At 61.8% G+C, this 22,028-nt stretch carries 19 protein-coding genes; 12 read left to right on the top strand and 7 right to left on the bottom strand.

The genetic code is table 11. From position 1 onward, the window contains the following. Positions 1 to 12: 12 nt before the first annotated feature. Positions 13 to 4,068 carry a two-component regulator propeller domain-containing protein gene (locus Q1Y33_RS02295; RefSeq protein ID WP_300797835.1) on the top strand — a complete coding sequence of 1,352 codons (4,056 nt, stop codon included), beginning with the start codon at positions 13 to 15 and terminating at the stop codon, positions 4,066 to 4,068. Between the two features lie 442 nt (positions 4,069 to 4,510). Here Q1Y33_RS02295 and Q1Y33_RS02290 read toward each other — a convergent pair whose 3' ends face one another. The 5 genes from Q1Y33_RS02290 to Q1Y33_RS02270 form a co-directional block, all read right to left on the bottom strand. Further along, on the bottom strand, positions 4,511 to 5,452 hold the full coding sequence (locus tag Q1Y33_RS02290; RefSeq protein WP_300797833.1) for a ribose-phosphate pyrophosphokinase: 942 nt from the start codon (positions 5,450 to 5,452) through the stop codon (positions 4,511 to 4,513). Between the two features lie 85 nt (positions 5,453 to 5,537). Beyond that, on the bottom strand, positions 5,538 to 6,131 hold the full coding sequence (gene yihA, locus Q1Y33_RS02285; RefSeq protein WP_300797831.1) for a ribosome biogenesis GTP-binding protein YihA/YsxC: 594 nt from the start codon (positions 6,129 to 6,131) through the stop codon (positions 5,538 to 5,540). A 76-nt stretch (positions 6,132 to 6,207) separates the two neighbouring features. Further along, entirely contained in the window at positions 6,208 to 7,803 is a 1,596-nt protein-coding gene (locus Q1Y33_RS02280; RefSeq protein ID WP_300797829.1) for an acyloxyacyl hydrolase, read from the bottom strand. 141 nt (positions 7,804 to 7,944) lie between these two features. Then, a complete protein-coding gene (locus tag Q1Y33_RS02275; protein WP_300797827.1) occupies positions 7,945 to 8,469 on the bottom strand; it encodes a hypothetical protein in 525 nt (174 codons plus the stop codon). A gap of 262 nt (positions 8,470 to 8,731) precedes the next feature. Next, on the bottom strand, positions 8,732 to 10,126 hold the full coding sequence (locus Q1Y33_RS02270; RefSeq protein WP_300797825.1) for an arginine decarboxylase: 1,395 nt from the start codon (positions 10,124 to 10,126) through the stop codon (positions 8,732 to 8,734). A gap of 273 nt (positions 10,127 to 10,399) precedes the next feature. Between Q1Y33_RS02270 and Q1Y33_RS02265 the strand changes: the two genes are divergently transcribed. Genes Q1Y33_RS02265 through secG form a run of 5 tightly spaced genes read left to right on the top strand, consistent with a single transcriptional unit; the run spans position 10,400 to position 13,869 of the window. After that, positions 10,400 to 11,188 (top strand): hypothetical protein, encoded by a 789-nt coding sequence (locus tag Q1Y33_RS02265; protein ID WP_300797823.1) that lies wholly within the window; start codon positions 10,400 to 10,402, stop codon positions 11,186 to 11,188. Then, positions 11,185 to 12,453, top strand: a complete 1,269-nt coding sequence (locus Q1Y33_RS02260) for a sigma-54 dependent transcriptional regulator (RefSeq protein ID WP_300797820.1) — start codon at positions 11,185 to 11,187, stop codon at positions 12,451 to 12,453. The genes Q1Y33_RS02265 and Q1Y33_RS02260 overlap by 4 nt, the downstream gene beginning before the upstream one ends. 14 nt (positions 12,454 to 12,467) lie before the next feature. After that, on the top strand, positions 12,468 to 12,977 hold the full coding sequence (locus tag Q1Y33_RS02255) for an LptE family protein (protein WP_300797818.1): 510 nt from the start codon (positions 12,468 to 12,470) through the stop codon (positions 12,975 to 12,977). A 13-nt stretch (positions 12,978 to 12,990) separates the two neighbouring features. Beyond that, positions 12,991 to 13,476, top strand: coding sequence for a hypothetical protein (locus Q1Y33_RS02250; protein WP_300797974.1), 486 nt, complete (start codon positions 12,991 to 12,993; stop codon positions 13,474 to 13,476). 18 nt (positions 13,477 to 13,494) lie between these two features. After that, on the top strand, positions 13,495 to 13,869 hold the full coding sequence (secG, locus tag Q1Y33_RS02245) for a preprotein translocase subunit SecG (RefSeq protein WP_300797816.1): 375 nt from the start codon (positions 13,495 to 13,497) through the stop codon (positions 13,867 to 13,869). Between the two features lie 577 nt (positions 13,870 to 14,446). Here secG and cdaA read toward each other — a convergent pair. Further along, complete coding sequence (gene cdaA / locus Q1Y33_RS02240) at positions 14,447 to 15,247, bottom strand: diadenylate cyclase CdaA (RefSeq protein ID WP_300797814.1); 801 nt, start codon at positions 15,245 to 15,247, stop codon at positions 14,447 to 14,449. Between the two features lie 305 nt (positions 15,248 to 15,552). Beyond that, positions 15,553 to 16,149 carry an OmpH family outer membrane protein gene (locus tag Q1Y33_RS02235; protein ID WP_363322787.1) on the bottom strand — a complete coding sequence of 199 codons (597 nt, stop codon included), beginning with the start codon at positions 16,147 to 16,149 and terminating at the stop codon, positions 15,553 to 15,555. 191 nt (positions 16,150 to 16,340) lie between these two features. On the opposite strand from Q1Y33_RS02235, the gene ruvA reads away from it, so the two are divergent. The 6 genes from ruvA to dnaK all read left to right on the top strand — a co-directional run. Next, a complete protein-coding gene (ruvA, locus tag Q1Y33_RS02230; protein ID WP_300797810.1) occupies positions 16,341 to 16,931 on the top strand; it encodes a Holliday junction branch migration protein RuvA in 591 nt (196 codons plus the stop codon). Between the two features lie 99 nt (positions 16,932 to 17,030). Further along, positions 17,031 to 17,180, top strand: coding sequence for a hypothetical protein (locus tag Q1Y33_RS02225; protein ID WP_300797808.1), 150 nt, complete (start codon positions 17,031 to 17,033; stop codon positions 17,178 to 17,180). A gap of 112 nt (positions 17,181 to 17,292) precedes the next feature. Then, positions 17,293 to 17,901: an FKBP-type peptidyl-prolyl cis-trans isomerase gene (locus Q1Y33_RS02220; protein WP_300797806.1), complete on the top strand. Its 609-nt coding sequence runs from the start codon at positions 17,293 to 17,295 to the stop codon at positions 17,899 to 17,901. Positions 17,902 to 17,938: 37 nt separating this feature from the next. Continuing rightward, on the top strand, positions 17,939 to 19,459 hold the full coding sequence (locus Q1Y33_RS02215; RefSeq protein ID WP_300797804.1) for a hypothetical protein: 1,521 nt from the start codon (positions 17,939 to 17,941) through the stop codon (positions 19,457 to 19,459). A gap of 171 nt (positions 19,460 to 19,630) precedes the next feature. Then, the gene (locus Q1Y33_RS02210) at positions 19,631 to 19,876 is read left to right on the top strand and encodes a DNA-binding protein (protein ID WP_300797802.1); all 246 of its coding nucleotides are present in this window, start codon (positions 19,631 to 19,633) and stop codon (positions 19,874 to 19,876) included. 516 nt (positions 19,877 to 20,392) lie between these two features. Continuing rightward, positions 20,393 to 22,028 (top strand): molecular chaperone DnaK (dnaK, locus tag Q1Y33_RS02205; RefSeq protein WP_300797800.1); only part of this gene is annotated, 1,636 nt, incomplete at its 3' end.

Here is a 22,028-nt window from a genome sequence, read left to right as displayed (position 1 = left end):
CGAACCTTCTCTATGCCGCGCATAAAATACCTCCTGTCCATCCTGGCCGGTTCGCTTGCCCTCCTCGCCCCGGCCCGGGGCCTTGCTGCGACGCCCCGGATCGAATTTTCCACCCTGTCGGTCGATCAGGGCCTCTCGCAGAGCACCGTACTGGCCATTGCGCAGGACCCGCTGGGACGGATATGGATGGGTACGCAGGACGGACTGAACCGCTACGACGGCTATTCGTTCACGGTCTACCGCTACGACGAGACCGATTCCTGCTCGCTGGCCGACAATACCGTCAGCGCCCTGCTGGCCGACGGCGGCCGCCTCTGGGTCGGCACCTCCTCGGGCCTCTCGCTCTATGATGCCGCCACGGAGCGTTTCGAGAATTTCCGGATCGTGGGCCGCAACATGCAGGTCTCGGACATCGCCCTGATTCCCGGCAGCGGCGACCTGCTGCTGGCCACCGACCTCGGCGTGGTGACCTTCGACCGCACGGCCCGGCGTCTGGAGATCAAAACCTACCTTACGGGGATCAACGTCCATACGGTCTGCCCCTCCCGCGACGGCTTTCTGATCGGCACGTCGAACGGTGTCTACTCCTATTCCTCGATCTACGGCAATGCCGTGCGCGTGCTGCCGCAGATGGCCCGCTACGACATCGCCTGCATAGAGCCCGACGGCAAGGGTTTCTGGATCGCCACCTACGGAAACGGGCTCTACCGTCTCGACGGTGCGCTGCATGTCACGGCTCACTATACGGCGGCGAATACGCCGGGGCTGGTTTCGGACTATATCCGCGTGCTGCAGACCGACACCGAAGGGCGGCTCTGGGTCGGGACCTTCGACGGACTTTCGATCCGCGACCCCAAGACGGGATGCTTCACCCGCTACGTCCACTCCTCCGAACCGGGGTCGCTGAGCCACAATTCGATCCGTTCGATCTTCATCGACGGGCAGCACGGCGTCTGGCTCGGCACCTACTACGGCGGGGTGAGCTATTACCATCCGCTGGCCCGGCGTTTCGGGGTCCTGTGCTACGATCCGGCCCGCAATTCGCTGGGCGACAATACGGTGAGCTGCATTGTCGAGGACCCCTCGTCCGGAAAGATGTGGATCGGCACGAACGACGACGGCGTGAATCTCTACGACCGGGAGACGGAGCGCTTCACGGAATTCAACCTTGAAAACCGCGCGCTGCTCTCGAACAACGTCAAGTGCATCCTGCCCGACGGCGACGGCGTCCTCTGGATCGGCACCCATGCCGGCGGCCTGACCCGCATGGAGACGGCTTCGCACCGCACGCGCCACTATCGCATCAACTCCAATATCCCGATCAACAACAGTTGCTATGCACTGCTCGACGGCGGAGACGGCACGCTGTGGGTCGGCACGCTCAACGGCCTGATTGCCTTCGACAAGACGTCGGGAACCTTCAGGCGGCACCTCTGCGCCGATTACGAGCCGCGACTGGCGTCGCTGCAGATCAATACGCTTTTCCGCGATTCGAAGCGCCGCGTGTGGATTGGGTCCAATGCCGGACTGCTCCTCTATGTGCCTCAGACGCGCGAGGTGAGGTCGTTCGACCCGCTGCCTGTCGAGGCGTGCGCGACCCCCCCCCGCCGCGATCTGGCCGTCATGTGCGTTACGGAAGATTCGCAGCACAACATCTGGATCGGGTCGCAGCAGGGGCTCTTCCGCTATAACTGCACCGACAACACCTTCACGCGCTATACCGTTGCCGACGGTCTCCCGAACGACGTCGTTTACGGCATTCTCGAGGACGACCTCGCCCGGCTGTGGCTCTCCACGAACGGCGGTCTCTCGTGCTTCGATCCGCGGCAGGAGACCTTCCGCAACTACACGCGGCGCGACGGCATCGCCAACAACCAGTTCAACCTCTACTCCTATTGCCGCAGCCGCGACGGCGTCTTCTGGTTCGGCGGCATCGGCGGCATCACGCACTTCCGTCCCCACGATCTGGTGGACAACCCCTTTGCGCCCGAAGCCCAGATTGTCGGCGTCGAGGTCGCCGATGCGGCCTCCGACCGCCGCGTGCGCTTCGAGCGCGACTCGCTCGGGCGCGTCACCGTTGCGGCCTTCCCGTCGTGCCGCAACATCTTCTCGGTGCGCTTCGTGGCGGTCAACCCCCTGGCCGGAGGCCGCAATACCTTCTCCTACAAACTCGAGGGGTTCAACACCCGCTGGTACGAAACGTCGAATCTCGAAGCCTCCTATTCGAATCTCAAGCCCGGAAACTACCTCTTCAAGGTCCGCGCTGCGAACAACGACGGCCATTGGAGCGACCGGACCGCGGAGGTCGAAATCCGCGTGCTGCCCATGTGGTGGCAGACCCTCGCCGCGCGCATTCTCTGGGTGCTGCTGGCGCTGGGAGCCGTGGCCGGAGGCATCTATGCCGTGATGGGCCGGATGAAGATGCAGCTGCAGCTGCGGCTGGAGCGCATGGAAAAGAAATCCATCGGCGAGTTGAGCCAGGAGAAGATACGCTTCTACATCAACCTCGCGCACGAACTCCGCACGCCGCTCACGCTCATCATGTCGCCCCTGCAGGAGATCCGCGAACGGGGAACGAACGACAAGTATGTCTCCTCGCGCCTGAACTACATCTACCGCAACAGCCTCAAGCTGCTGCATATCGTCAACCAGTTGCTCGACTACCGCAAGGCCGAGCTGGGCATGTTCAAGATGAAGGTCGCCGTGCAGGACGTGGACGGCATCGTCGCCGAGGTCTTCTCGATGTTCGAGGAGGTGGCGCAGAGCCGCGACATGGACTACATCCTCAGCTCCGACCTGAAGGGAGAACAGCTGCCCGTGGACCGCATGTTCCTCGAGATGATGCTCACGAACCTGCTCTCCAACGCCTTCAAGTTCACGCCCGACGGCGGAATCATCCGCGTGGCGCTGCAGCGCGGGGAGGGGAACTTCAGCCTGACGGTCCGCGACAGCGGCATCGGCATCCCGCCCGCGGAGCAGCAGCGCGTCTTCGAGCGATTCTACCAGATTCATGACTCCCATTCGGGCAGCGGCATCGGCCTGTCGATCGTGCGCCGCATCGTCGAGCTGCATCAGGGCACCATCTCGCTCCGCAGCGAACCGGGAAACTACACCGAATTCAGGATCACGCTGCCCGACGACCTGTCGGTCTATCCCGAGGAGAAGCGGGCCGGCGAGCACGACGTGCGGGGTTCGATCATCCGCGACAGCGAGAAGTTCCTTCCCGAGGAGTGGTCCGATCCGGCACCCGCCGAGTTCGTCTCGGAAGAGGAGACTGACGACCGCAAGCAGGGGCTGATCCTCGTCGCCGAGCACAACCCGGACGTCAGCGGCTATGTCGCCGACCACTTCAAGCCGCGCTACAACGTGCGGATCGTCGGCGACGGAAACGAGGTGCTGGAGCTGCTCAAGCAGCTCGAACCCGACATCATCATCGCCGACAAGCTGCTGCCGGGACTCGACGGGCTGAAGCTCTGCCAGGCTGTGAAGCAGAACATCCGCACGTGCCATATCCCCGTGGTGATTCTTTCGACGGAGGGGAGCGTCGAGGAGCAGATCGCCGCGACGGAGGCCGGAGCCGACGTCTACCTCTCGATGCCGCTGTCGATCTCGCTGCTTTCGGCCAAGGTGAACAACCTGCTGAAGACCCGTTACCGCATGCGGCACAAGTATTCGGACGATACGGAAATCGACCCCGACCAGATCACCTCGAACGCCATGGACGGCGAGTTCCTCAAGAAGGCGATCCGGATCGTCGAGGAGAACATGGACAACGAGGAGTTCTCGTCCAACGACTTCAGCAAGGCGTTGTGCATGAGCCGTTCGAACCTCCACCTGAAGATGAAGTCCGTCACGGGCGAATCGGCCACGAAGTTCATCCGCAAGATACGCTTCAACTACGCCTGCAAACTGCTGCTGGAGCGCAAGCACTCGATTGCGGAGATTTCGGCCATGGTGGGATTCAACTCGCCGTCGTATTTCGCCACGAGCTTCAAGAAGCATGTCGGCTGCCTGCCCACGGAGTATGTGCGGCAGCGCAAGGGCGAGAAGAAGGAGCCGCGGGAGTAGGAGGGCGCAGCCCGGCATGGGCTCTGACAGTAAAACAGGCGCGGAATACATCCCGTGTTCCGCGCCTGTTTTGCGCTGCATTTTCCGGCGGCTTGTTTTGAGACCCTTCCGGTGGTTACCTCTTTTCGGCACCCTTATTTTCAGGCGGCTCCGACTATCCGGCTCCTCCTTTTGACGGTCCCTTCCTCCGGCGCTCCGTTCTCCGGCGACCCCTTTTTGACAGTCCCTTCCTCCGGCGCTCCGTTCTCCGGCGACCCCTTTTTGACAGTCCCTTCCTCCGGCGCTCCGTTCTCCGGCGACCCCTTTTTGATGGTCCCTTCCTCCGGCGCTCCGTTCTCCGGCGCCCCCTTTTTGACGGTCCCTTCCTCCGGCGCTCCGTTCTCCGGCGCCCCCTTTTTGATGGTCCCTTCCTCCGGCCCCCCCCCTCGGCGGCCCCTCGGGGTTATTTGAAGAAGATCGAGGAGATTTCCTTGTAGTTGTGCACGCGCTCGATGACGTCGGCGAAGATGTCGGCGACAGAGAGCACCGTGAACTTGTGCAGGTCCTTGTTGGGGTTGAGCGGAATGGTGTCGGTAACGATCACCTCCTGCAGGGCGCTGTCGTTGATGCGCTCGTAGGCCGGGCCCGAGAGCACGGGGTGGGTGATCGCCGCACGCACGCTCTTCGCACCGCGCGACATGAGCATGTCGGCAGCCATGCAGATTGTGCCGGCCGTGTCAATCATGTCGTCGACAATCAGCACGTTGCGGCCCTCGACCTCACCGATGGCGGTCATCTTGCCCACGACGTTGGCCTTGGCGCGCTCCTTGTGCGAGATGATGATCGGCGTGCCGAGCAGCTTGGCGTAGGTGTTGGCGCGCTTGGCACCGCCCATGTCGGGCGCGGCAATCGAGAGGTCCTCGATCCGCAGGCTCTGGATGTAGGGGATGAAGATGCCGCTGGCGTAGAGCGCGTCGACGGGAATGTCGAAAAATCCCTGAATCTGGTCCGCATGCAGGTCCATCGTCATGATGCGGTCCACACCGGCGGCCATGAGCAGGTTGGCGACGAGCTTGGCGCCGATCGGCACGCGGGGGCGGTCCTTGCGGTCCTGCCGTGCCCACCCGAAGTAGGGGATCACGGCCACGACCTTGTAGGCCGAGGCGCGGCGTGCGGCGTCGATCATCATCAGCAGCTCCATGAGGTTGTCCGAGGGCGGGAAGGTCGACTGGATGATGAAGACCGTGCAGCCGCGGATCGACTCGTTGTAGCAGGGCTGGAATTCGCCGTCGCTGAACTTGAGCACCTCCGATTGTCCGAGCGTGGTGCCGAAGCTCGCGGCGATCTTCTCGGCCAGGTACTCGGAACCGCGGCCGGTGAAAATTTTGATTTTGTGGATTGCCATAACAGCGGATTTTTTAAGGTATTGCAAAGATAGGACAATAGGATGAAAAAACGCCCTTTGCGGGGCGTGAATTTTCAACAAAGAATCAAACTTTCAGACATTCGTCGATGAAGCCGAGGATGGCGTCGCGTCCCGTGGCGTCGGACGACGAGCTGACCAGCATCGGCGGCAGCTCCTCCCACTCTTCGGACAGGGCTGTGCGGTAGCGGTCGACGCTGCGCTGCGCCTGTGCGCGCGAGAGCTTGTCGGCCTTGGTGAAGATCAGGCCGAAGGGCACGCCGTGCTCGCCGAGCAGGCGGATGAAACTCATGTCGATGGCCTGGGGCTCGAGGCGGATGTCGACCAACACGAAGAGGAAGTGCAACTTCTCGCAGCGCAGGACGTAGTCGGTGATGAGTTTCGAGAACTCGCCCCGCTGCGTCTTCGAGGTGCGGGCGTAGCCGTAGCCCGGCAGGTCGACCAGGTACCAGCGGTCGTCGATGCGGAAGTGGTTGATCAGGCGCGTCTTGCCGGGTGTCGCCGAGACCTTGGCGAGCCCCTTGCGGCCGGTGAGCATGTTGATGAGCGACGATTTGCCCACGTTGCTGCGCCCGATGAAGGCGATGTCGCGCAGGTCGTCCTTCGGGACCTGCGTGATCCGCTCCGACGAGCACTTGAATTCGGCTTTGACGATCTGCATGGTGCGGAATTTTTCGGCAAAGATAATGCAACGGATCGGAGCCGCCAAATAAATCGGGCGCGACGTCGCCGCCGGCCTACCGCAGACGCGGGCAGCGGTTGTTGAAGCGGTATCCGACGCCGAGCATCAGGAAGTTGGGGTCGCGGAAGTTCTGCAGGCTGTAGCCGATGTGGAGGTAGGTGCTGCGCGTTGCGGCGATCTTGAGCGTCACGAGCTGGTAGACGGCCGCGAGGTCGCCGCCCTTGTGCAGGACATTGGCGCCGATGCCGATGCCGACGGTGAAGAGCGGCATGACGAACTCGGCGCGGGCCGAGAGGCCGAGGCTCAACTGCCGGTCGGTGCCGGGCTTGTGGAAGGTGTATCCGGGGTCCTCCTCGCCCCAGCCGACGATGTAGTCCTCGGTGTAGACGTTGGCGCTGCCGTCGTAGACGCCGTCGGCGGCGAGGCCCGCGCGGAACCTGTAGCCGAAGTTGTACATCGCGGCGAAGCTGATGCCCGCGACGGGGTAGGCCTCGGGCGAGGGGATCAGCCGACCGTCGAGCCGGACGCCCTTGCGGCGCCACGAGCCGAAGAGCGTGAGGTCGTAGCTCATGTGCCGCGGGAAGGGCGGGCGCGCGGCCTGCGGCTGCGGGGCGGCGCCGGCCGGTGTCCCGAGGTCGCAGGTCAGCCCGATTTTCGTCCCGAGGGTATTGAGCCCCGCATTGGGGAATTTGGTGTTGCCGTTCGAGAAGTGGGTGAGCGTCGGCCCGACGACGAGCCCCACGCGCTGCGAGAGCGCCCAGCGCAGGTAGAAGTCGACGTTGAGGTAGGCGTTCAGGCGCGATCCCGTCATGCCGTTCCAGCTGTTCGTGTCGGGATGGTAGGGATGCCAGCCGAACGAGAGACCGAAATTCCACTCGTAGTTGAGCGTGAGGCGCGGCGCCAGACGGGCGATGCGCGCCCCCTGGAAGAGGTAGACGGCCACGGGGTCGCCCACCTCGCGGTGGCTGCCGAAGTCGTAGCGGGCGATGCCGACGCCCTGGTAGACGTCGCCGTAGATGCGTGCCGCGGCGGTTTCGGGCCGGTATTGCAGCGCATAGCGCAGGTGCGCCGACTGCGCGAAGTCGATCGGCTGCCCGGAGGCGTTGCGCCCGGCCACAAAGGGATTCGACGGGAAGATGTATTCGGGACGGTATTCGATGCCGATCCGATGGATGAACTTTTTGCCCGACGTGCCGCCCGACTGCTCCGTCCCGGCGGTCGGCTCTGCCCCGGCGGCCAGTTTCTCTCCGGCGGGCCGCTCTGCCCCGGCGGTCGGCGCCGTTTCGCCGGCCAGCTCCGTTCCGGCGGTCTGCATCGGTCGGTCGGCCTTTTTCCCGGCTGTCGGCTCCGTTTCGCCGGCCAGCTCTGTTTCGGCGGGTTGTTCTTCCCCGGCGATGCGCTCCGTTGCGGCGGTCGGCTCCGCCCCGGCGGCCAGTTTCTTCCGGGCGGGTTGCTCCGCCCCCGTGACGGGCTTCTGCGCTGCGCCGCGCTGCGTCGTCATCTCTTCGCCCGACGGATCGCCGGACAGTCCGGTTCGGTCTGCGGGCTCCTGCGCCGCGGCGACCGTCCATGCCGTAACGGCCAGCAGGGCCAGCAAGCCCCGGACCATCCGTCTTCCATACGCACCTTTCCTGCTCCTCTGTGGTTCCATTGCGACCGATTTGTTCCGTTTCCGGGTACGAAGGTAGGAAAATTCGGGTTATCCGCGCTCCGCCGGCTGCAAAAAAACGGGCGGAAGAGCACTCTCCGCCCGTAAATCCGCCTTGTCGTGTGGCGTGACGCGGGTGTCCGGTCAGTCGCCGTAGCTGGTGCCGCCGTCTATCGGCGTGATGCGGACGATCCGCCAGCGGCCGTCGATCCACTGCGCCTTCAGCGGAATCTCGATCTGTCGGGTGTCGGTGCGCCACCAGTGGTAGCGGACCATGTACCAGTCGCCGCCGAGCGGCTCGACCGTCAGCGTGGCGAGCGCATCCTCCGTGGTGTCCTGCGCGCGGAGAAGCGGATTGGCGTCCGTGGCCTCCACTTCGCGGTAGAACCACTCGTAGCATTCGGGCGTCAGCATCTCCCGCAGCAGCGTATCGCCCTGGCGGCCGCCGCCGTGGAGCATGTCGTTCAGGTACTCTGCATAGCAGGCCCGGATGGCTTCACTGCCGTCGGCTGCCGGTTGTGCCTGCCCGGCCGGAGCCGGTTGCATCGACTGTGCCGATTGCGTCGGCTGTGCGGCCGGTGCGGCCGGTGCCGTTTGCGCCGATGCGGAGGTGCTGCCGAGCAGCGCAAGCAGCAGCGGCAGGGTGGTCAGGAGTTTGCGTGTCATCATGTCGTGATGGGTTAGTCCGGACAAATGTATAAAAAAAATAGAATGGTCCGCTTCGTGCGGCCCGGATTCGGATTTGTTCGGATGGCGGTACAAAAAACGCCCGGCAGATGCCGGACGTCTTTTTTTATATTATATGGTCGGAGCGGCAGTCGGGCCGTGCAGACCGGCCGGACCGAAGGCGATGGCCGGATCGCGCCGATTGGCCGGACCGAGGACGATGCACCGAAGCGCACCGGTTCGCCCTCGCCCCCCCCCTCTCTTGTCAGTAGCCGAGGATGCGGAGCATCGAACGGTAGGACTGCTCCTTGGCGAACAGGCGCGTGTAGTACTCGTTGTCGGACTTGTCGCGGTCGATGATGACGTGCTTCGGCGCGGGGATCAGGCAGTGCTGGATGCCGCCGAAGCCGCCCAGCGACTCCTGGTAGGCCCCCGTGTGGAAGAAGCCGATGTACTGCGTGTTGCCCTTCTCGAGCTTCGGCAGGAAGATCGCGTTGGTGTGGCACTCCGAGTTGTAGAAGTCTTCGCTGTCGCACGTCAGGCCGCCGAGGAAGACACGCTGGTACTCCTTGTCCCAGTTGTTGATCGCCAGCATGATGTAGCGCTGGTTGATGCCCCACGTGTCGGGCAGCGTGGTGATGAACGACGAGTCGATCATGTACCAGTTCTCGCGGTCGTTCTGCTGCTTCTGGTTGACGATCGAGTAGAGCGCCGCGCCGCTTTCGCCCACGGTGAACGAACCGAACTCGGTGAAGATGTTGGGCTCCTCGATGCCGTTGCGCTGGCAGATGTTCTTGATTTGTGCGACGATCTCCTCGGTGAGGTATTCGTAGTCGTATTCGAAGTTGAGCGAGTTCTTGATCGGGAAGCCGCCGCCGATGTTCAGGCTGTCGAGCTCCGGGCAGATGGCCTTCAGTTCGCAGTAGACGTTCATGCACTTCGACAGCTCGTTCCAGTAGTAGGCCGTGTCCTTGATGCCGGTGTTGATGAAGAAGTGCAGCATCTTGAGCGAGAATTTCTTGCTGTTCTTGAGCTTGGCCTTGTAGAAGTCGACGATGTCGTTGTAGCGGATGCCCAGGCGCGAGGTGTAGAAGTCGAACTTGGGCTCCTCCTCGCAGGCGATGCGGATGCCGACCTTGCACTTCTTGGTGAAGGCGTCCTCGAAGAGGTCTAACTCCTCCTTGTTGTCCAGTACGGGGATCGTGTTGGTGAAGCCCTCGTTGACGAGCTGCGCGATGTTCTCGACATACTGCGGACGCTTGAAGCCGTTGCAGACGATGTAGCGGTCCTTGTCGATGATGCCGCTGTCGTAGAGCGCGTTGATGATGTGGATGTCGTAGGCCGACGAGGTCTCCAGGTGGATGTCGTTCTTCATGGCCTCCTCGAGCACGAACGAGAAATGGCTCGACTTCGTGCAGTAGCAGTAGTTGTACGACCCCTTGTAATCGACCTTGGCCATCGCCACGTTGAACATGCGCTTGGCACGGTTTATCTGCTGCGAAATCTTCGGCAGATAGGTGATCTTCAACGGCGTACCGTACTGTTTGATCAGCTCCATGAGCGGAATGTCGTGGAAATTCAGCTCATTGTCCTCGACCGAAAACTCGTCCTGCGGGAAATCGAACGACTGCTCGATCAGGTCGATGTACTTGTCTTTCATGGCTCGCTTGCTTGGTGTTTGAACAATCCGGCTTCGCTACTTCGCTTTTTTTCGGACAAAGTAGCTCATCCGGATTTTTGGATTTTTCGGAATGCAAAATAGGCGAATATTTTTCGTATAACCAACACTTTGCCGGATTATTTTGAATAATGCGCGCGAGATTTTGGTTTTTACCGCGAAAAACGGTATTTTTGGTGCGGATTTTCAAGGAGGATTTCAATCGTGCTGACCGATCTCATATCTCGATACCTGACTGCTCACAAACGGCTTGTCGTGCCCCAGCTGGGCGCATTCATCGTCAAGGAGACGGATGCCGGTCGCTGCGTGCTCTTTTCGGAGCTGCTGCGGCGCGACGACGGCGTGCTGCGGAAGCTGCTCTGCGACGCGGGCATGAACGAACTGGAGGCGGCGGGCGAAATCGACCGCTTCGTCTTCGAGGTGCGGCACGCCGTGGAGCACGGCGACACCTACCGCATGCGGGGCTTCGGCGAGTTGTCGCCCGGACCCAACGGAACGATTGCCTTCCGCTACGACCCGCAGCCGGATGCGGAGGCGGAGACGGAAACGGCGGAACCCGCCCGCGCGGAGGGCGCCGGGCAGGTTGCGGAGGAGGCATCGGCGGTGCCGTCCGGAACTTCGGCCGACGGGACGGTTCCCGGGGCGGCGGACGGCGGAAGCCCCCGGCGCCGCGGCCCGCTGCAGCCGGGCAAGGTGGCCGAGGCCGTGAAGGCAGCCTTCGCCGAAACGAAGGTCTCGCCCTCGGCAAAGATGAATCCCGACCCGTCGCTGCGGGGCCTGCGCTACGGCAAGCCGCCCAAGACGACCGACGCCTATACCTACGTCGACCAGCCGCCGCGCCGCCGCGCCGACCGCTTCTTCTGGATCGCCATCATCGCTGCGGCCATCGCCGTGGCGGCCATCGCCTTCGGCTACTTCCGCGAGGCGCAGGAGCGGCGTGCCGAGGAGCAGTACCTGCTCGAACTCACCGGCGGCGTGCCGGCCGGGGAGCAGCCCGCCGAAGGGGAGGCATCGCAAACGGACCAAACTACTGACAAGCCATGACGGACCTGACGAGTGTCAAACAGCGCTTCGGCATCATCGGCACGTCGGAACTGCTCGACCGGGCCCTCGACGTGGCCCTGCGCGTGGCGCCGACCGACCTGACGGTGCTCGTCACGGGCGAGAGCGGCGTGGGCAAGGAGTTCTTCCCGCAGGTGATCCACGCCTATTCGGCCCGCAAGCACAACAAATACATCGCCGTGAACTGTGCGGCGATTCCCGAAGGGACGATCGACTCGGAACTCTTCGGCCATGAGAAGGGCTCCTTCACCGGGGCGCTCGAGGCCCGCAAGGGCTACTTCGAGGAGGCCGACGGCGGGACGATCTTCCTGGACGAGGTGGCCGAGCTGCCCCATCCGACGCAGGCGCGCCTGCTGCGCGTGCTGCAGACGGGCGAGTTCATGCGCGTAGGTTCCTCGAAGGTGCAGAAAACCAACGTCCGCGTCGTCGCCGCCACGAACGTCAACCTCCAGGAGGCGATCGTCGCGGGCCGCTTCCGCGAGGACCTCTACTACCGGCTGGCCACCGTGCCCATCACGGTGCCGGCGCTGCGCGAGCGTCCCGAGGACATCCCGCTGCTCTTCCGCCGCTTCGCCGCTGACGTGGCCACGCAGTACCGCATGCCGGCCGTGACGCTCGACGATGCGGCGCGGCAGATGCTCATGAACTACTACTGGCGGGGCAACATCCGCCAGCTGAAGAACGTCGCCGAGCAGATCTCGGCCATCGAGCAGACGCGCGTCATCACGCCCGAGATACTGGCCAAATACCTGCCCGAGCAGCACGCCGGAACGCCCATGGCGGCCGGGACGCCGCCCGTGGACGACGGCATGTCGATCGAGCGCGAACTCCTCTACAAGGTGCTCTTCGACATGCGGGCCGACATCAACGACCTGAAGCGCATGCTCTCCGAACTGATGCGCACGGCCGAGGGGCGGCGTGCCGAGACGGCGCCCGACATCCGGGCCCTGCTGCCGTCGTCGACGCAGGGCGCCGGCTCCTATGCGCCCGTGCAGCACGGTGCCTATGCGCAGGGTACGGTGGGGTATGCCCCCGCGGCGGCCGAGACCGCTCCGGTCTATGTCGAGAGCGAGGAGGTGACCGATGCGCCGCCGCGCGAGAAGACCAAGGCCGACATGCAGCGCGAGCAGATCATCCGCGCGCTGCGCCGCAACAACGGACGCCGCCGCGAGGCCGCGGCCGAACTGTTCATGTCCGAGCGCACGCTCTACCGCAAGATCAAGGAGCTCGGAATCGAGGATTGTTAGACATGATGAAACGTATGAAACTGAAACTGGCCGTCGTGGCCCTCTGTGCCGCCGTGCTGACCGGCTGCGGCGTCGCCATCAAATATTCGCTGTCGGGTGCGTCGATTCCGCCCGATGCCAAGACCTTCTCGGTGGCCTACTTCCCGAACAACGCCCCGATGGTCTCGCCGATCCTCTCGTCGACGCTCACCGAGGCGCTCGTCGACATCTTCTCGCGCCGCACGCGCCTGACGCAGGTAGACGAGGGCGGCGACTTCGCCTTCGAGGGCGAGATCGTCAACTACACCTCGACCACGGCCTCCGTGTCGAGCAGCGAGCAGGCCGTGCTCAACCGTCTGACCATCACCGTGAAGGTGCGTTTCACGAACGCCCTCGACGAGAAGGCGTCGTGGAGCAGGACCTTTTCGGCATTCGAGGATTACGACACCAACATCCTGCTGACCGAGGCCGAGGGTACGCTCATCCCCGAGATCGTCGATCAGCTCGTAACCGACATCTTCCAGGCTTCGGCCTCGAACTGGTAGCCTTTCCGTGATGATGATGCGATTCGGAGAACTTGCCGGAAAGGCGGCGGCCGGAGATGCGGCCGTGAGGGCGGAGCTGGATGCGCTTGTGGCCCGCTGGCCGTGGTTTGCGCCGCTGCGTGCGCTGCGTGCCGCAGTGACGGGAGATGCCGACCCGCGGCTGGAGATTGTGGCGCCGTGGCGTGCGGAGGGCTCCCTGACGCAGGGCGCCGTGGACGTGCAGGCCCTTGCGGCGCTGTCGTCCGACGACGTGATCGACCGCTTCCTGCGCGAGGAGGACCTGCGCATCGTGGCCGACGAGGGGGAGCCTGCCGGCGAGGTGCTGACCGAGGCGCAGCTCGATGACGAAGACGAGGTCGTGAGCGAGGAACTTGCCGAAATCTATCTCGCGCAGGGGCTTCGGGACAAAGCCATAGCGATTTATCGCAAATTAAGTTTGCTAAATCCCGAAAAAAGTATTTACTTTGCCGAGCTTATTGGCAAAATGGAAAAACAATAATCAAAATTCAACGATATTATGTTATACACGATTTGCATTGCACTGATACTGATCGCGAGTGTGCTGGTGATTCTGGCGGTATTGGTGCAGAACCCCAAGAGCGGCATGGCCGCCAACTTCGGTGCTTCGAATCAGGTAATGGGTGTGCGTGAGACCACGAACATGCTCGAGAAATTCACGTGGGCCATGGCGGTTGCGATTTTCGTATTGAGCCTGGTGGCTACGCTCGCCATGGATCGCGGCCTGGTGGCAACGAGCAATATGGAACTCTCGAAGGATGCCGAGGCGCTTCAGGAGCGTGTGCTCGAGGCCGAGATGCCCGCTGCCATGCCGCAGGCCGAGATTCCCGCAGCCGACGCTGCCGCACCCGTTCAGGAGCAGCCCGCCGAATAACCCGGGGGGGGAGAGAGACAGGGAGAGTCGGGAGAGCAGGGAGAGACGGACAAGGCGGACGGGACGAAGGATAGAACGAAACGTCCGGTCGGATGACCGAATCCCGAACCGTTGCCTTAAAAACCAATCGCCGCTTTTCCGAATCCTGTTTCCAAACTGAAACTCCATACCGTATGACCGCGAATCTTTCGCGGTCTTTTTTTGGCCCGAATCGTGCCAGGAAAAACCACTTGCGGCCCAACCAAACCTCCGGGACCCTTTCTGCCGAACGAATGACGCCATGCATCTGTTGCCTGCCACCTGCCCCGCAAAACCTGCCCGGAAACGGCTGTCGCACGGGCCGGGAAGTGCCGGCCGGATACGTATAAGATACCTGAAATAAGATCAGGGGCGGAAGATCAACTCTTCCGCCCTTGACCGTGTTTTGTGCTGCTCCTGACTGCGTTTCGAGCCACCCCTGATCGTGTGTTTCGAGCCGCTCCTGACTGTGTTTCGGTCCGCTCTCGGCCGTGTTTTGTGCGAACCTGAACCGTCCGAGGCCCCGGGCCGCGAACCGCCCGCCCCCTCGGCCGGTGAATTATTCGGCAACCTCCTTGTTGGAACGTTTGCGGGTGTTGAGCGTCAGATAACGCTGCAGGGTCTGCTGCAGCCGCACGGGATCGATGTTGCGGCGCAGCTCGCCGCCCTGTGCAATGGCGATGTGCCCGGTCTCCTCCGATACCACGATGATGATGGCATCCGAAATCTCGCTCATGCCGATGGCTGCGCGGTGGCGCGTGCCGTATGACTTGGGCACGTCGCTCTGCGTCACGGGCAGGATACACTTGGCCGCCACGATGCGGTCGCCCTGAATCAGCACGGCGCCGTCGTGCAGCGGGGCGTTCTTGAAGAAGATGTTTTCGAGCAGCGGCGTGGAAATCTTGGCGTCGAGGGCAATGCCCCCTTCGGCGATGAGCCGCAGGTCGCTCTCCTGGCCGATGACGATCAGTGCCCCGGTCTTCGTCTCGGACATTTCGCGGCAGGCCGTGACGATCGGCATGACGTTGGTCTGGACCTTGTCGTCGCCCGTCGAGAAGATGCGCGAGATGAAGTTGAAGTGCTTTTGCCGCATGCCGATCATCTGGAGGAAGCGGCGCAGCTCGGGCTGGAAGACGATGATCAGCGCGATGGCGCCCACCGAGATCAGTTGTCCGAGGATGGTCGAGAGCAGCTCCATGTTGAGCGTGCGCACCACGACCCAGAGCAGGTAGATGGCGATGATGCCCGAGAGGATATAGGGAGCGTTCGTGCCCTTGGTCATGCGGTAGATCCAGTACATGATCGCGGCCACGAGGATGATGTCGATGAAGTCGATGAATGTGAACGGTACGAAACCCATTGTCTTGCCAAAAATTTGCTGTTGCAAATGTATAAAAAAATACCGATTCCGCGGGATTGCGGAACCGGTATTTTCTTGCAGTCGTTTTTCGGGAGGCGGATTGTCGCGGCCCCCGGGCCGGTATCGGGCTGTTGTCGGGCCGTTTCTGCTTCGGCGTGTTTTCGTGCCGGCTGTTTCTGCGCCGGGCTGTTTCCGTGCTTGGGTCCGTTTCCGTGCCTGGGTTCGTTTTCTCGTGCCGGGCTCTTCGTTCGCGGCTCCCGGACTGCGGTATCGGCCCGCAGCAGTTCGCCCCCCCCTCCGGAAGGTTATTTCTTGTTGGCCTTCTTGTCGGCGGCGTAGAGCTCGTTGACCTTCTGCAGGACGATCGGCGTGATGTCGAGCGTCGTGTCGGCGTCGATCAGCGCCGAAGCGTTGATGATGAGCTTGTACTTCTTTTCGGTCTCGCCGTTGATGGCCTGCACGGCGCGGTGCAGCAGGTCCTGCGCACGGTTCGTGAAGACGAAGTTCTCCTCGTCGAGCGCCTGGGCCTCCTTCTGTGCCGAGCTCTGGTAGGCGGCGACGCGCTTTTCGATGCTCTGCTGCTGGTTCTGTGCGTCGATCGTCGTGATGAGGCCCTTCTGGTACTTTTCCTGCAGGGCGGCTGCCTCGGCCTGGAGGTTCTTCTCCTTCTGTGCCCAGCTCTTCTGTGCCTTCTGCGTCTTCTCCTGCAGGGCGGCACCCTCGTTCAGGTAGAGGTCGCTCTGTGCCAGCACGGCCTCGACCTGGATGTAGGCGATGTCATTCGTGATGGCTTCCTGCGCCTTCTCCTCGGCGATGACCTCTACGGGCTGCTCGGCCGGCTTCGAATCGCAGGCCGTCAGCGCCACGGCTGCGGCCAGTGCCATAAAAAGCGTCTTTTTCATGTCGGATATGCGTTGTTTGGTTAAATATTCTGCCTTTGAGGCACAAAGGTAAAAAAAAATCTTTATTTTTGCTTGGTTCGATATAAAATTATCGGACTGTGCGGAGCGGCTCCGCACCGCGGCCTGCGGACTTCCCGCAGGGACGGGGCGGCAGCGTTTCCGAAATGTTTGTTTCTAACTGATTGACAGAGATGTACGAATATATTTCCGGCCGTGTTGCCGAAGTGGCTCCGACCTATGCCGTCATCGACGCCGGCGGGGTGGGGTATTATCTCAACATTTCGCTCGAGACCTTCTCGGCCGTCGAGCACGCCGCCGAGGCGAAACTCTACGTACATTATATCGTGCGCGAGGATGCGCAGCTGCTCTACGGCTTCGCCACGAAGATCGAGCGCGAGCTCTTCCGCCTGCTGTTGAGCGTCTCGGGCGTGGGCGGCAATACGGCGCGCATGATCCTCTCGACCTACTCGCCGCACGAACTGCAGGGCATCATCTCCACGGGCAATGCCGTGCTGCTGAAGAACGTCAAGGGCCTGGGACTGAAGACCGCGCAGAAGATCATCGTCGAGTTGAGCGGCAAGCTCACGACGCTGGCCGTGCAGACCGACATCACGGGCATGCCGGCCACCGCCTCCGATGCGGCCTTCGACGAGGCCCTCGCGGCGCTGGTGATGCTGGGCTTCGCCCGCACGGCGGCCGAGAAGGTGCTGCGGGCGGTGGCGCGCGAGGCTCCCGGCGCCTCGGTCGAGGAGATGGTCCGAATGGCCTTGAAAAGGTTGTGAAAGGACCTTATTCCGCGAAAACCGTCCGGCAGCGTTTGGTTTGGTCGAATATTTGCCTTATCTTCGCGGCCTGACTGATTCAGACGCCGCAATACGATTATGGGAGACGTACCATTTGGATTCATCATCATCCTGCTCAGCTTTTTTGTCGGGGCCGTTGCCCTGACAATCGGCCTGCATCTGGTGAAACAGAAGCGGCTGCAGCGGCTCAAGGACCCCCACAAGGACCATCTGCGTTCCAGAGGATAGCGAGGCTGTCCTCTTTTTTTTGCCCTGCGGCGGGCGTTTCGGACAATTAAAGCCGTTTTTTTGCGTTTGATGCTGTGATATCGGATTTGTTTTTGTAAATTTGCACGATTGCATGCCGATGAAAGGAATCTGGAACATCATCCTGCTCTGTGCGTTTGTCGCACCGCTGTGCAGCGCCTGCTCCCAGGAGGAGGATGTGCTGCCCACGCAGCGTGACAAGATCGTCAGCTTCCTGGAGGGTTCGCACCAGCCGCAGCTCGTCCCCGAAAACGAGGTGGAGGCCGGAACCGAGGACCCCTACTACTCGACGCACGGGAATACGGTCTACCGCTATATCCGCGACGTCTACGATCCGGAGCGGGTGAACCGCCCCGAGGTCAGGGGCTCGTCGGTCGTGACGATCACCTTCCGCATGTACGTCTTCACCTATTCGACGATTCCCGATACGCGGCTCCCCGAGTTCACGAACGATCCCGAGCTGCAGTCGGCCTACGTGGCGGCGGGGCTCAACGTGCAGGAGTGGTCTTTCGCGCCGCTGGCGATCGATCTGCGGCGCGACAACATACTAAAAGGCCTCCGTTATGCGTTGGTCGGATGTCGCGAGGGGGACCGTGTGGAGGCCTACATGACCTACAACATGGCCTACGGCGACGCCTATTTCAGTTTCATCCCGAAGGAGAGCCCCGTCTGCTTCACCTTTACGGTGGAGAGCGTGGAGTGACCCGCGGACCAAAAATTAAAGAGAACACAACCAAGATATGAAGTTCATCACACGTATCATGAGCCTTTCGGCGCTCGTCGTGCTGCTGGCATCCTGCGCCAGGGAGGCGACCGAATCGTATGACAAGTTCGAGACGATGGCCCTCGGGGCCTGGATGGAGAAGTACCATCCCGAACTGGTGAACAACCTTCAGGAGGAGGGCGGATACTACGTCGACGTGCTCGAGGCCGGAGATATGGACGCCAAGCCGATCAACGATACGATCTGCTGGGTGAAGTTCGACTTCTCGGGCCGCGACCTGGCGGGCAACATCATCCTCACGCGCCGTGCGACGGATGCCAAGCTGGCCGGGTCGTTCACCAAATACACCCACTACGTGCCCTATTACCGCTATTGCGGCGAGTACAACACGAGCATGCTCGAGGGTACGCATCTGGCCATGCGCAACACGCTCACGCTCGATCCGGCGTATGCCGCCGCGCGCGGCCTCGATACGGAATTGCAGCTCCGCCCCGGGTCGAAGGTCACGCTCTACCTGCCGTCGCGTGTCGTGGGCAGCGTCTCGGGCACGGGCGGTTACGAAGGTCAGTCCGACTATACGTTGAGCTCGGGCAAGCCCTTCATCATCACGATGGAGATTTGCGGCACGGTCAAAAACCCGCTGGAGACCGAGGGTACGCAGGTCGACGACTTCTGCAAGCTGGCCGCGAACGGCGGGCTGCGCATCTACAGCAACGACGAGGAGGATGCCGAGTCGGTTCCGATGCCCGAAGACCCCGAAGACGAGAACCATCCCTACCATATCGCCGAGCGGTGGGTGAGCGTCAACGACACCATTCCGCAGGTCTATGTCAATCTGCGCTACAATCCCGCTACGGATCACATTACCTATCCGGCGCCGTACAGCGCGCCCTACGAGCCCTACAACGCCTTCGAGGCCACGCAGGAGAAGATCCGCCAGGCACTCGTCGAGCGGTTCCATCCCGATGAGGAGGAGCCTTACGGCGGGGTCGAGTCGCTGACCGACTCGGTGAAGCTCGACGGCACGGCGAAAGTCTGGTATGTCGAGCGGCTGCTCGACGGCTTCGTCGTCAACACGAACATCGACGAGGTGAAGGAGATCATCTACGGCGATGTCGCCAGCAAGGGGTCGGCCGAAGACTATTCGCCGAACGACAACGAAAAGACCGGAGCCTGGTACTATTCGATTCCGAACCTGCGCTACGGCCAGTGGGCCGCCGTCATCACGACGTCGACCTACGCCTACGGCGCGACGGGCGTGAGCGGCACGTCGACATCGTCGTCATCCTCTTCGTCGTCAAGCTATTACTACGACTACCTGAACTACTACAACTACTACAACAGCTATTACGGCAACAGCTATTACAACAGCTATTACAACAACTACTACTACAACTACTACAACAGCTACTACTACAACAACTATTACTACGGCGATACGGGTTCGTCGACCACGACGACGACCACGACGATCACGACCGAAGTGCCGCCCTATACGCCGGTGCTCTACGAGTTCTACATCGAGCCGAACGACTGACGGAGGTGCACCGGACGGATTTGCGGACCGCATTTCTCTGAAAAAGAGGGCGGTCCGTCTTTTTTCGGGTCTGTTACGTTTTTATGACACTTTTTCAGGCAGAAATTTTGCAGTTCCGCAAAAAAGTATTAATTTAGTGATGCAGAAATTTCAACCAAAAACTCAACGGATATGATTATCACATTTAACGAGTTGCGCCGTATCAAGGACAGACTGCCGAGCGGCAGTTCGCAGCGCATTGCAGATGAATTGGGAATTGACGTCGAGGCTGTCCGCAACTATTTCGGGGGCAAGCATGAGGCGAAGGAGTGTGTGGGCGTTCATTTCGAACCCGGACCGGACGGCGGCGTGGTCACGTTGGACGATACGACGATTCTCGACGTTGCAATGCGCATCCTCGGCGAACAGAACAAGTAATATATATGGTAGTCCGGTCCCGACCGGAACGGAGCCTGCGGTGACGCAGGCTCTTTTTTTGCGGACTTTTTCATACCTTTTCAGCCTTTTTCGGGCTTTGGCGGAGAGGCGTGTGGGAGTATGTGGCGGGGCATCGGGTGCGGCCCTGGGGCAGCGGCGGCAGGAGCGCCACGGGTACGCCACGGCTATGCCACGGGTACGGCATGGGTGCGACATACGGCACGGTACGTGTGAGACATGAGGTGTGCCGGCAGGTGCGGCATACGGGCGTGGCAAAGGGGCACAGGCCCGAACGGAGGTTGCGGCAGGGGGGGCGGCAGTGGGCATTGCGGTGCCGTTCTGCCAAAATGCCGCATGTCGGACCGTCAAAATGCCGTTCGGAGCGCCGATCCTGCCATTCTGCTGACAATTTGGCAGAATTTGCCGATTGGTACGACCTTTGTTTGCGTATAGGCGTCGCCGGTCGAGGAGCCGGCGGGAAAAACGAAAAACAAACAATTAAATACAAATAGCATTATGGCAAAGATTATCGGTATCGATTTAGGAACTACGAACTCCTGCGTGGCAGTGATGGAGGGCAACGAGCCCGTCGTGATCCCCAACTCCGAGGGACACCGCACGACCCCTTCGGTCGTGGCATTCACGGGTGACGGCGAGCGCAAGGTCGGCGATCCGGCCAAGCGTCAGGCCATCACGAACCCCAAGCGCACGGTCTTTTCGATCAAGCGTTTCATGGGTGAGCGTTACGATCAGGTGACCGCCGACATCGCCCGCGCTCCCTATCAGATCGTCAAGGGCGACAACAACACCCCGCGTGTGGACATCGACGGACGCCAGTACACGCCGCAGGAGATTTCGGCCATCATTCTCCAGAAGATGAAGAAGACGGCCGAGGATTACCTGGGTCAGGAGGTTTCGGAGGCCGTCATCACGGTCCCGGCCTACTTCTCCGACTCGCAGCGTCAGGCTACGAAGGAGGCGGGCGAGATCGCCGGTCTGAAGGTACGCCGTATCATCAACGAGCCTACGGCCGCCGCACTGGCCTACGGTCTGGACAAGAAGTCGAGCGACATGAAGATTGCCGTCTACGACCTCGGTGGCGGTACGTTCGATATCTCGATTCTGGAGCTGGGCGACGGCGTCTTCGAGGTGAAGTCGACCAACGGCGATACGCACCTGGGCGGTGACGACTTCGACCACGTGCTGATTGACTACATGGCCGAGTCGTTCAAGGCCGAGCACGGCATCGACCTGCGTCAGGACCCGATGGCGCTGCAGCGTCTGAAGGAGGCTGCCGAGAAGGCCAAGATCGAGCTGTCGTCCTCGACGACCACGGAGATCAACCTGCCGTACATCATGCCGGTGAACGGCATTCCGCAGCACCTCGTCATGACGCTCACGCGTGCCAAGTTCGAGCAGCTGTGCGACCATCTGATCCGCAAGACCATCGAGCCCTGCAAGCTGGCGCTGCGTGACGCCGGTCTGGACGCTTCGCAGATCAACGAGGTGATTCTCGTGGGCGGTTCGACGCGTATCCCGGCCATCCAGAAGATTGTCGAGGAGTTCTTCGGCAAGACCCCGAACAAGTCGGTCAACCCCGACGAGGTCGTAGCCATCGGCGCCGCCATCCAGGGCGGTGTGCTGACGGGCGAGGTGAAGGACGTGCTGCTGCTCGACGTGACGCCGCTGTCGCTCGGTATCGAGACGCTGGGCGGTGTGATGACGAAGCTCATCGACGCCAACACGACAATCCCGACGCGCAAGTCGGAGGTCTTCTCGACGGCGGCCGACAACCAGCCTTCGGTGGAGATCAACGTCTGCCAGGGCGAGCGTCCGCTGGCCCGCGACAACAAGTCGATCGGCCGCTTCCACCTCGACGGCATTCCGGCCGCACCGCGTGGCGTGCCGCAGATCGAGGTGACGTTCGATATCGACGCCAACGGTATCCTGAACGTCTCGGCCAAGGACAAGGGTACGGGCAAGGAGCAGAAGATCCGCATCGAGGCATCGTCGGGTCTGACCGAGCAGGAGATCCAGCGCATGCGTGACGAAGCGAAGGCCACCGAGGCGAAGGACAAGGCCGAGAAGGAGCGTATCGACAAGATCATCGCCGCCGACTCGCACATCTTCACCACGGAGAAGCAGCTCAAGG

This window comes from uncultured Alistipes sp., assembly GCF_949296715.1.
Classification (GTDB): domain Bacteria; phylum Bacteroidota; class Bacteroidia; order Bacteroidales; family Rikenellaceae; genus Alistipes.
Note: the sequence above shows the minus strand (reverse complement) of the source record. Positions and strands in the feature narration are given on the sequence as shown.

Excerpts from the sequence above, each read along its gene's own strand:
- Q1Y33_RS02255 (WP_300797818.1), top strand. The coding sequence starts at position 12,468 with ATGAAACTGAAACTGGCCGTCGTGGCCCTCTGTGCCGCCGTGCTGACC.
- Q1Y33_RS02290 (WP_300797833.1), bottom strand. The coding sequence starts at position 5,452 with ATGGCAATCCACAAAATCAAAATTTTCACCGGCCGCGGTTCCGAGTAC.
- Q1Y33_RS02235 (WP_363322787.1), bottom strand. The coding sequence starts at position 16,149 with ATGAAAAAGACGCTTTTTATGGCACTGGCCGCAGCCGTGGCGCTGACG.
- Q1Y33_RS02275 (WP_300797827.1), bottom strand. The coding sequence starts at position 8,469 with ATGATGACACGCAAACTCCTGACCACCCTGCCGCTGCTGCTTGCGCTG.
- cdaA (WP_300797814.1), bottom strand. The coding sequence starts at position 15,247 with ATGGGTTTCGTACCGTTCACATTCATCGACTTCATCGACATCATCCTC.
- Q1Y33_RS02280 (WP_300797829.1), bottom strand. The coding sequence starts at position 7,803 with ATGGAACCACAGAGGAGCAGGAAAGGTGCGTATGGAAGACGGATGGTC.
- Q1Y33_RS02295 (WP_300797835.1), top strand. The coding sequence starts at position 13 with ATGCCGCGCATAAAATACCTCCTGTCCATCCTGGCCGGTTCGCTTGCC.
- Q1Y33_RS02225 (WP_300797808.1), top strand. The coding sequence starts at position 17,031 with ATGGGAGACGTACCATTTGGATTCATCATCATCCTGCTCAGCTTTTTT.
- Q1Y33_RS02220 (WP_300797806.1), top strand. The coding sequence starts at position 17,293 with ATGCCGATGAAAGGAATCTGGAACATCATCCTGCTCTGTGCGTTTGTC.
- Q1Y33_RS02270 (WP_300797825.1), bottom strand. The coding sequence starts at position 10,126 with ATGAAAGACAAGTACATCGACCTGATCGAGCAGTCGTTCGATTTCCCG.
- Q1Y33_RS02260 (WP_300797820.1), top strand. The coding sequence starts at position 11,185 with ATGACGGACCTGACGAGTGTCAAACAGCGCTTCGGCATCATCGGCACG.
- Q1Y33_RS02210 (WP_300797802.1), top strand. The coding sequence starts at position 19,631 with ATGATTATCACATTTAACGAGTTGCGCCGTATCAAGGACAGACTGCCG.
- Q1Y33_RS02215 (WP_300797804.1), top strand. The coding sequence starts at position 17,939 with ATGAAGTTCATCACACGTATCATGAGCCTTTCGGCGCTCGTCGTGCTG.
- secG (WP_300797816.1), top strand. The coding sequence starts at position 13,495 with ATGTTATACACGATTTGCATTGCACTGATACTGATCGCGAGTGTGCTG.
- ruvA (WP_300797810.1), top strand. The coding sequence starts at position 16,341 with ATGTACGAATATATTTCCGGCCGTGTTGCCGAAGTGGCTCCGACCTAT.
- Q1Y33_RS02250 (WP_300797974.1), top strand. The coding sequence starts at position 12,991 with ATGATGCGATTCGGAGAACTTGCCGGAAAGGCGGCGGCCGGAGATGCG.
- yihA (WP_300797831.1), bottom strand. The coding sequence starts at position 6,131 with ATGCAGATCGTCAAAGCCGAATTCAAGTGCTCGTCGGAGCGGATCACG.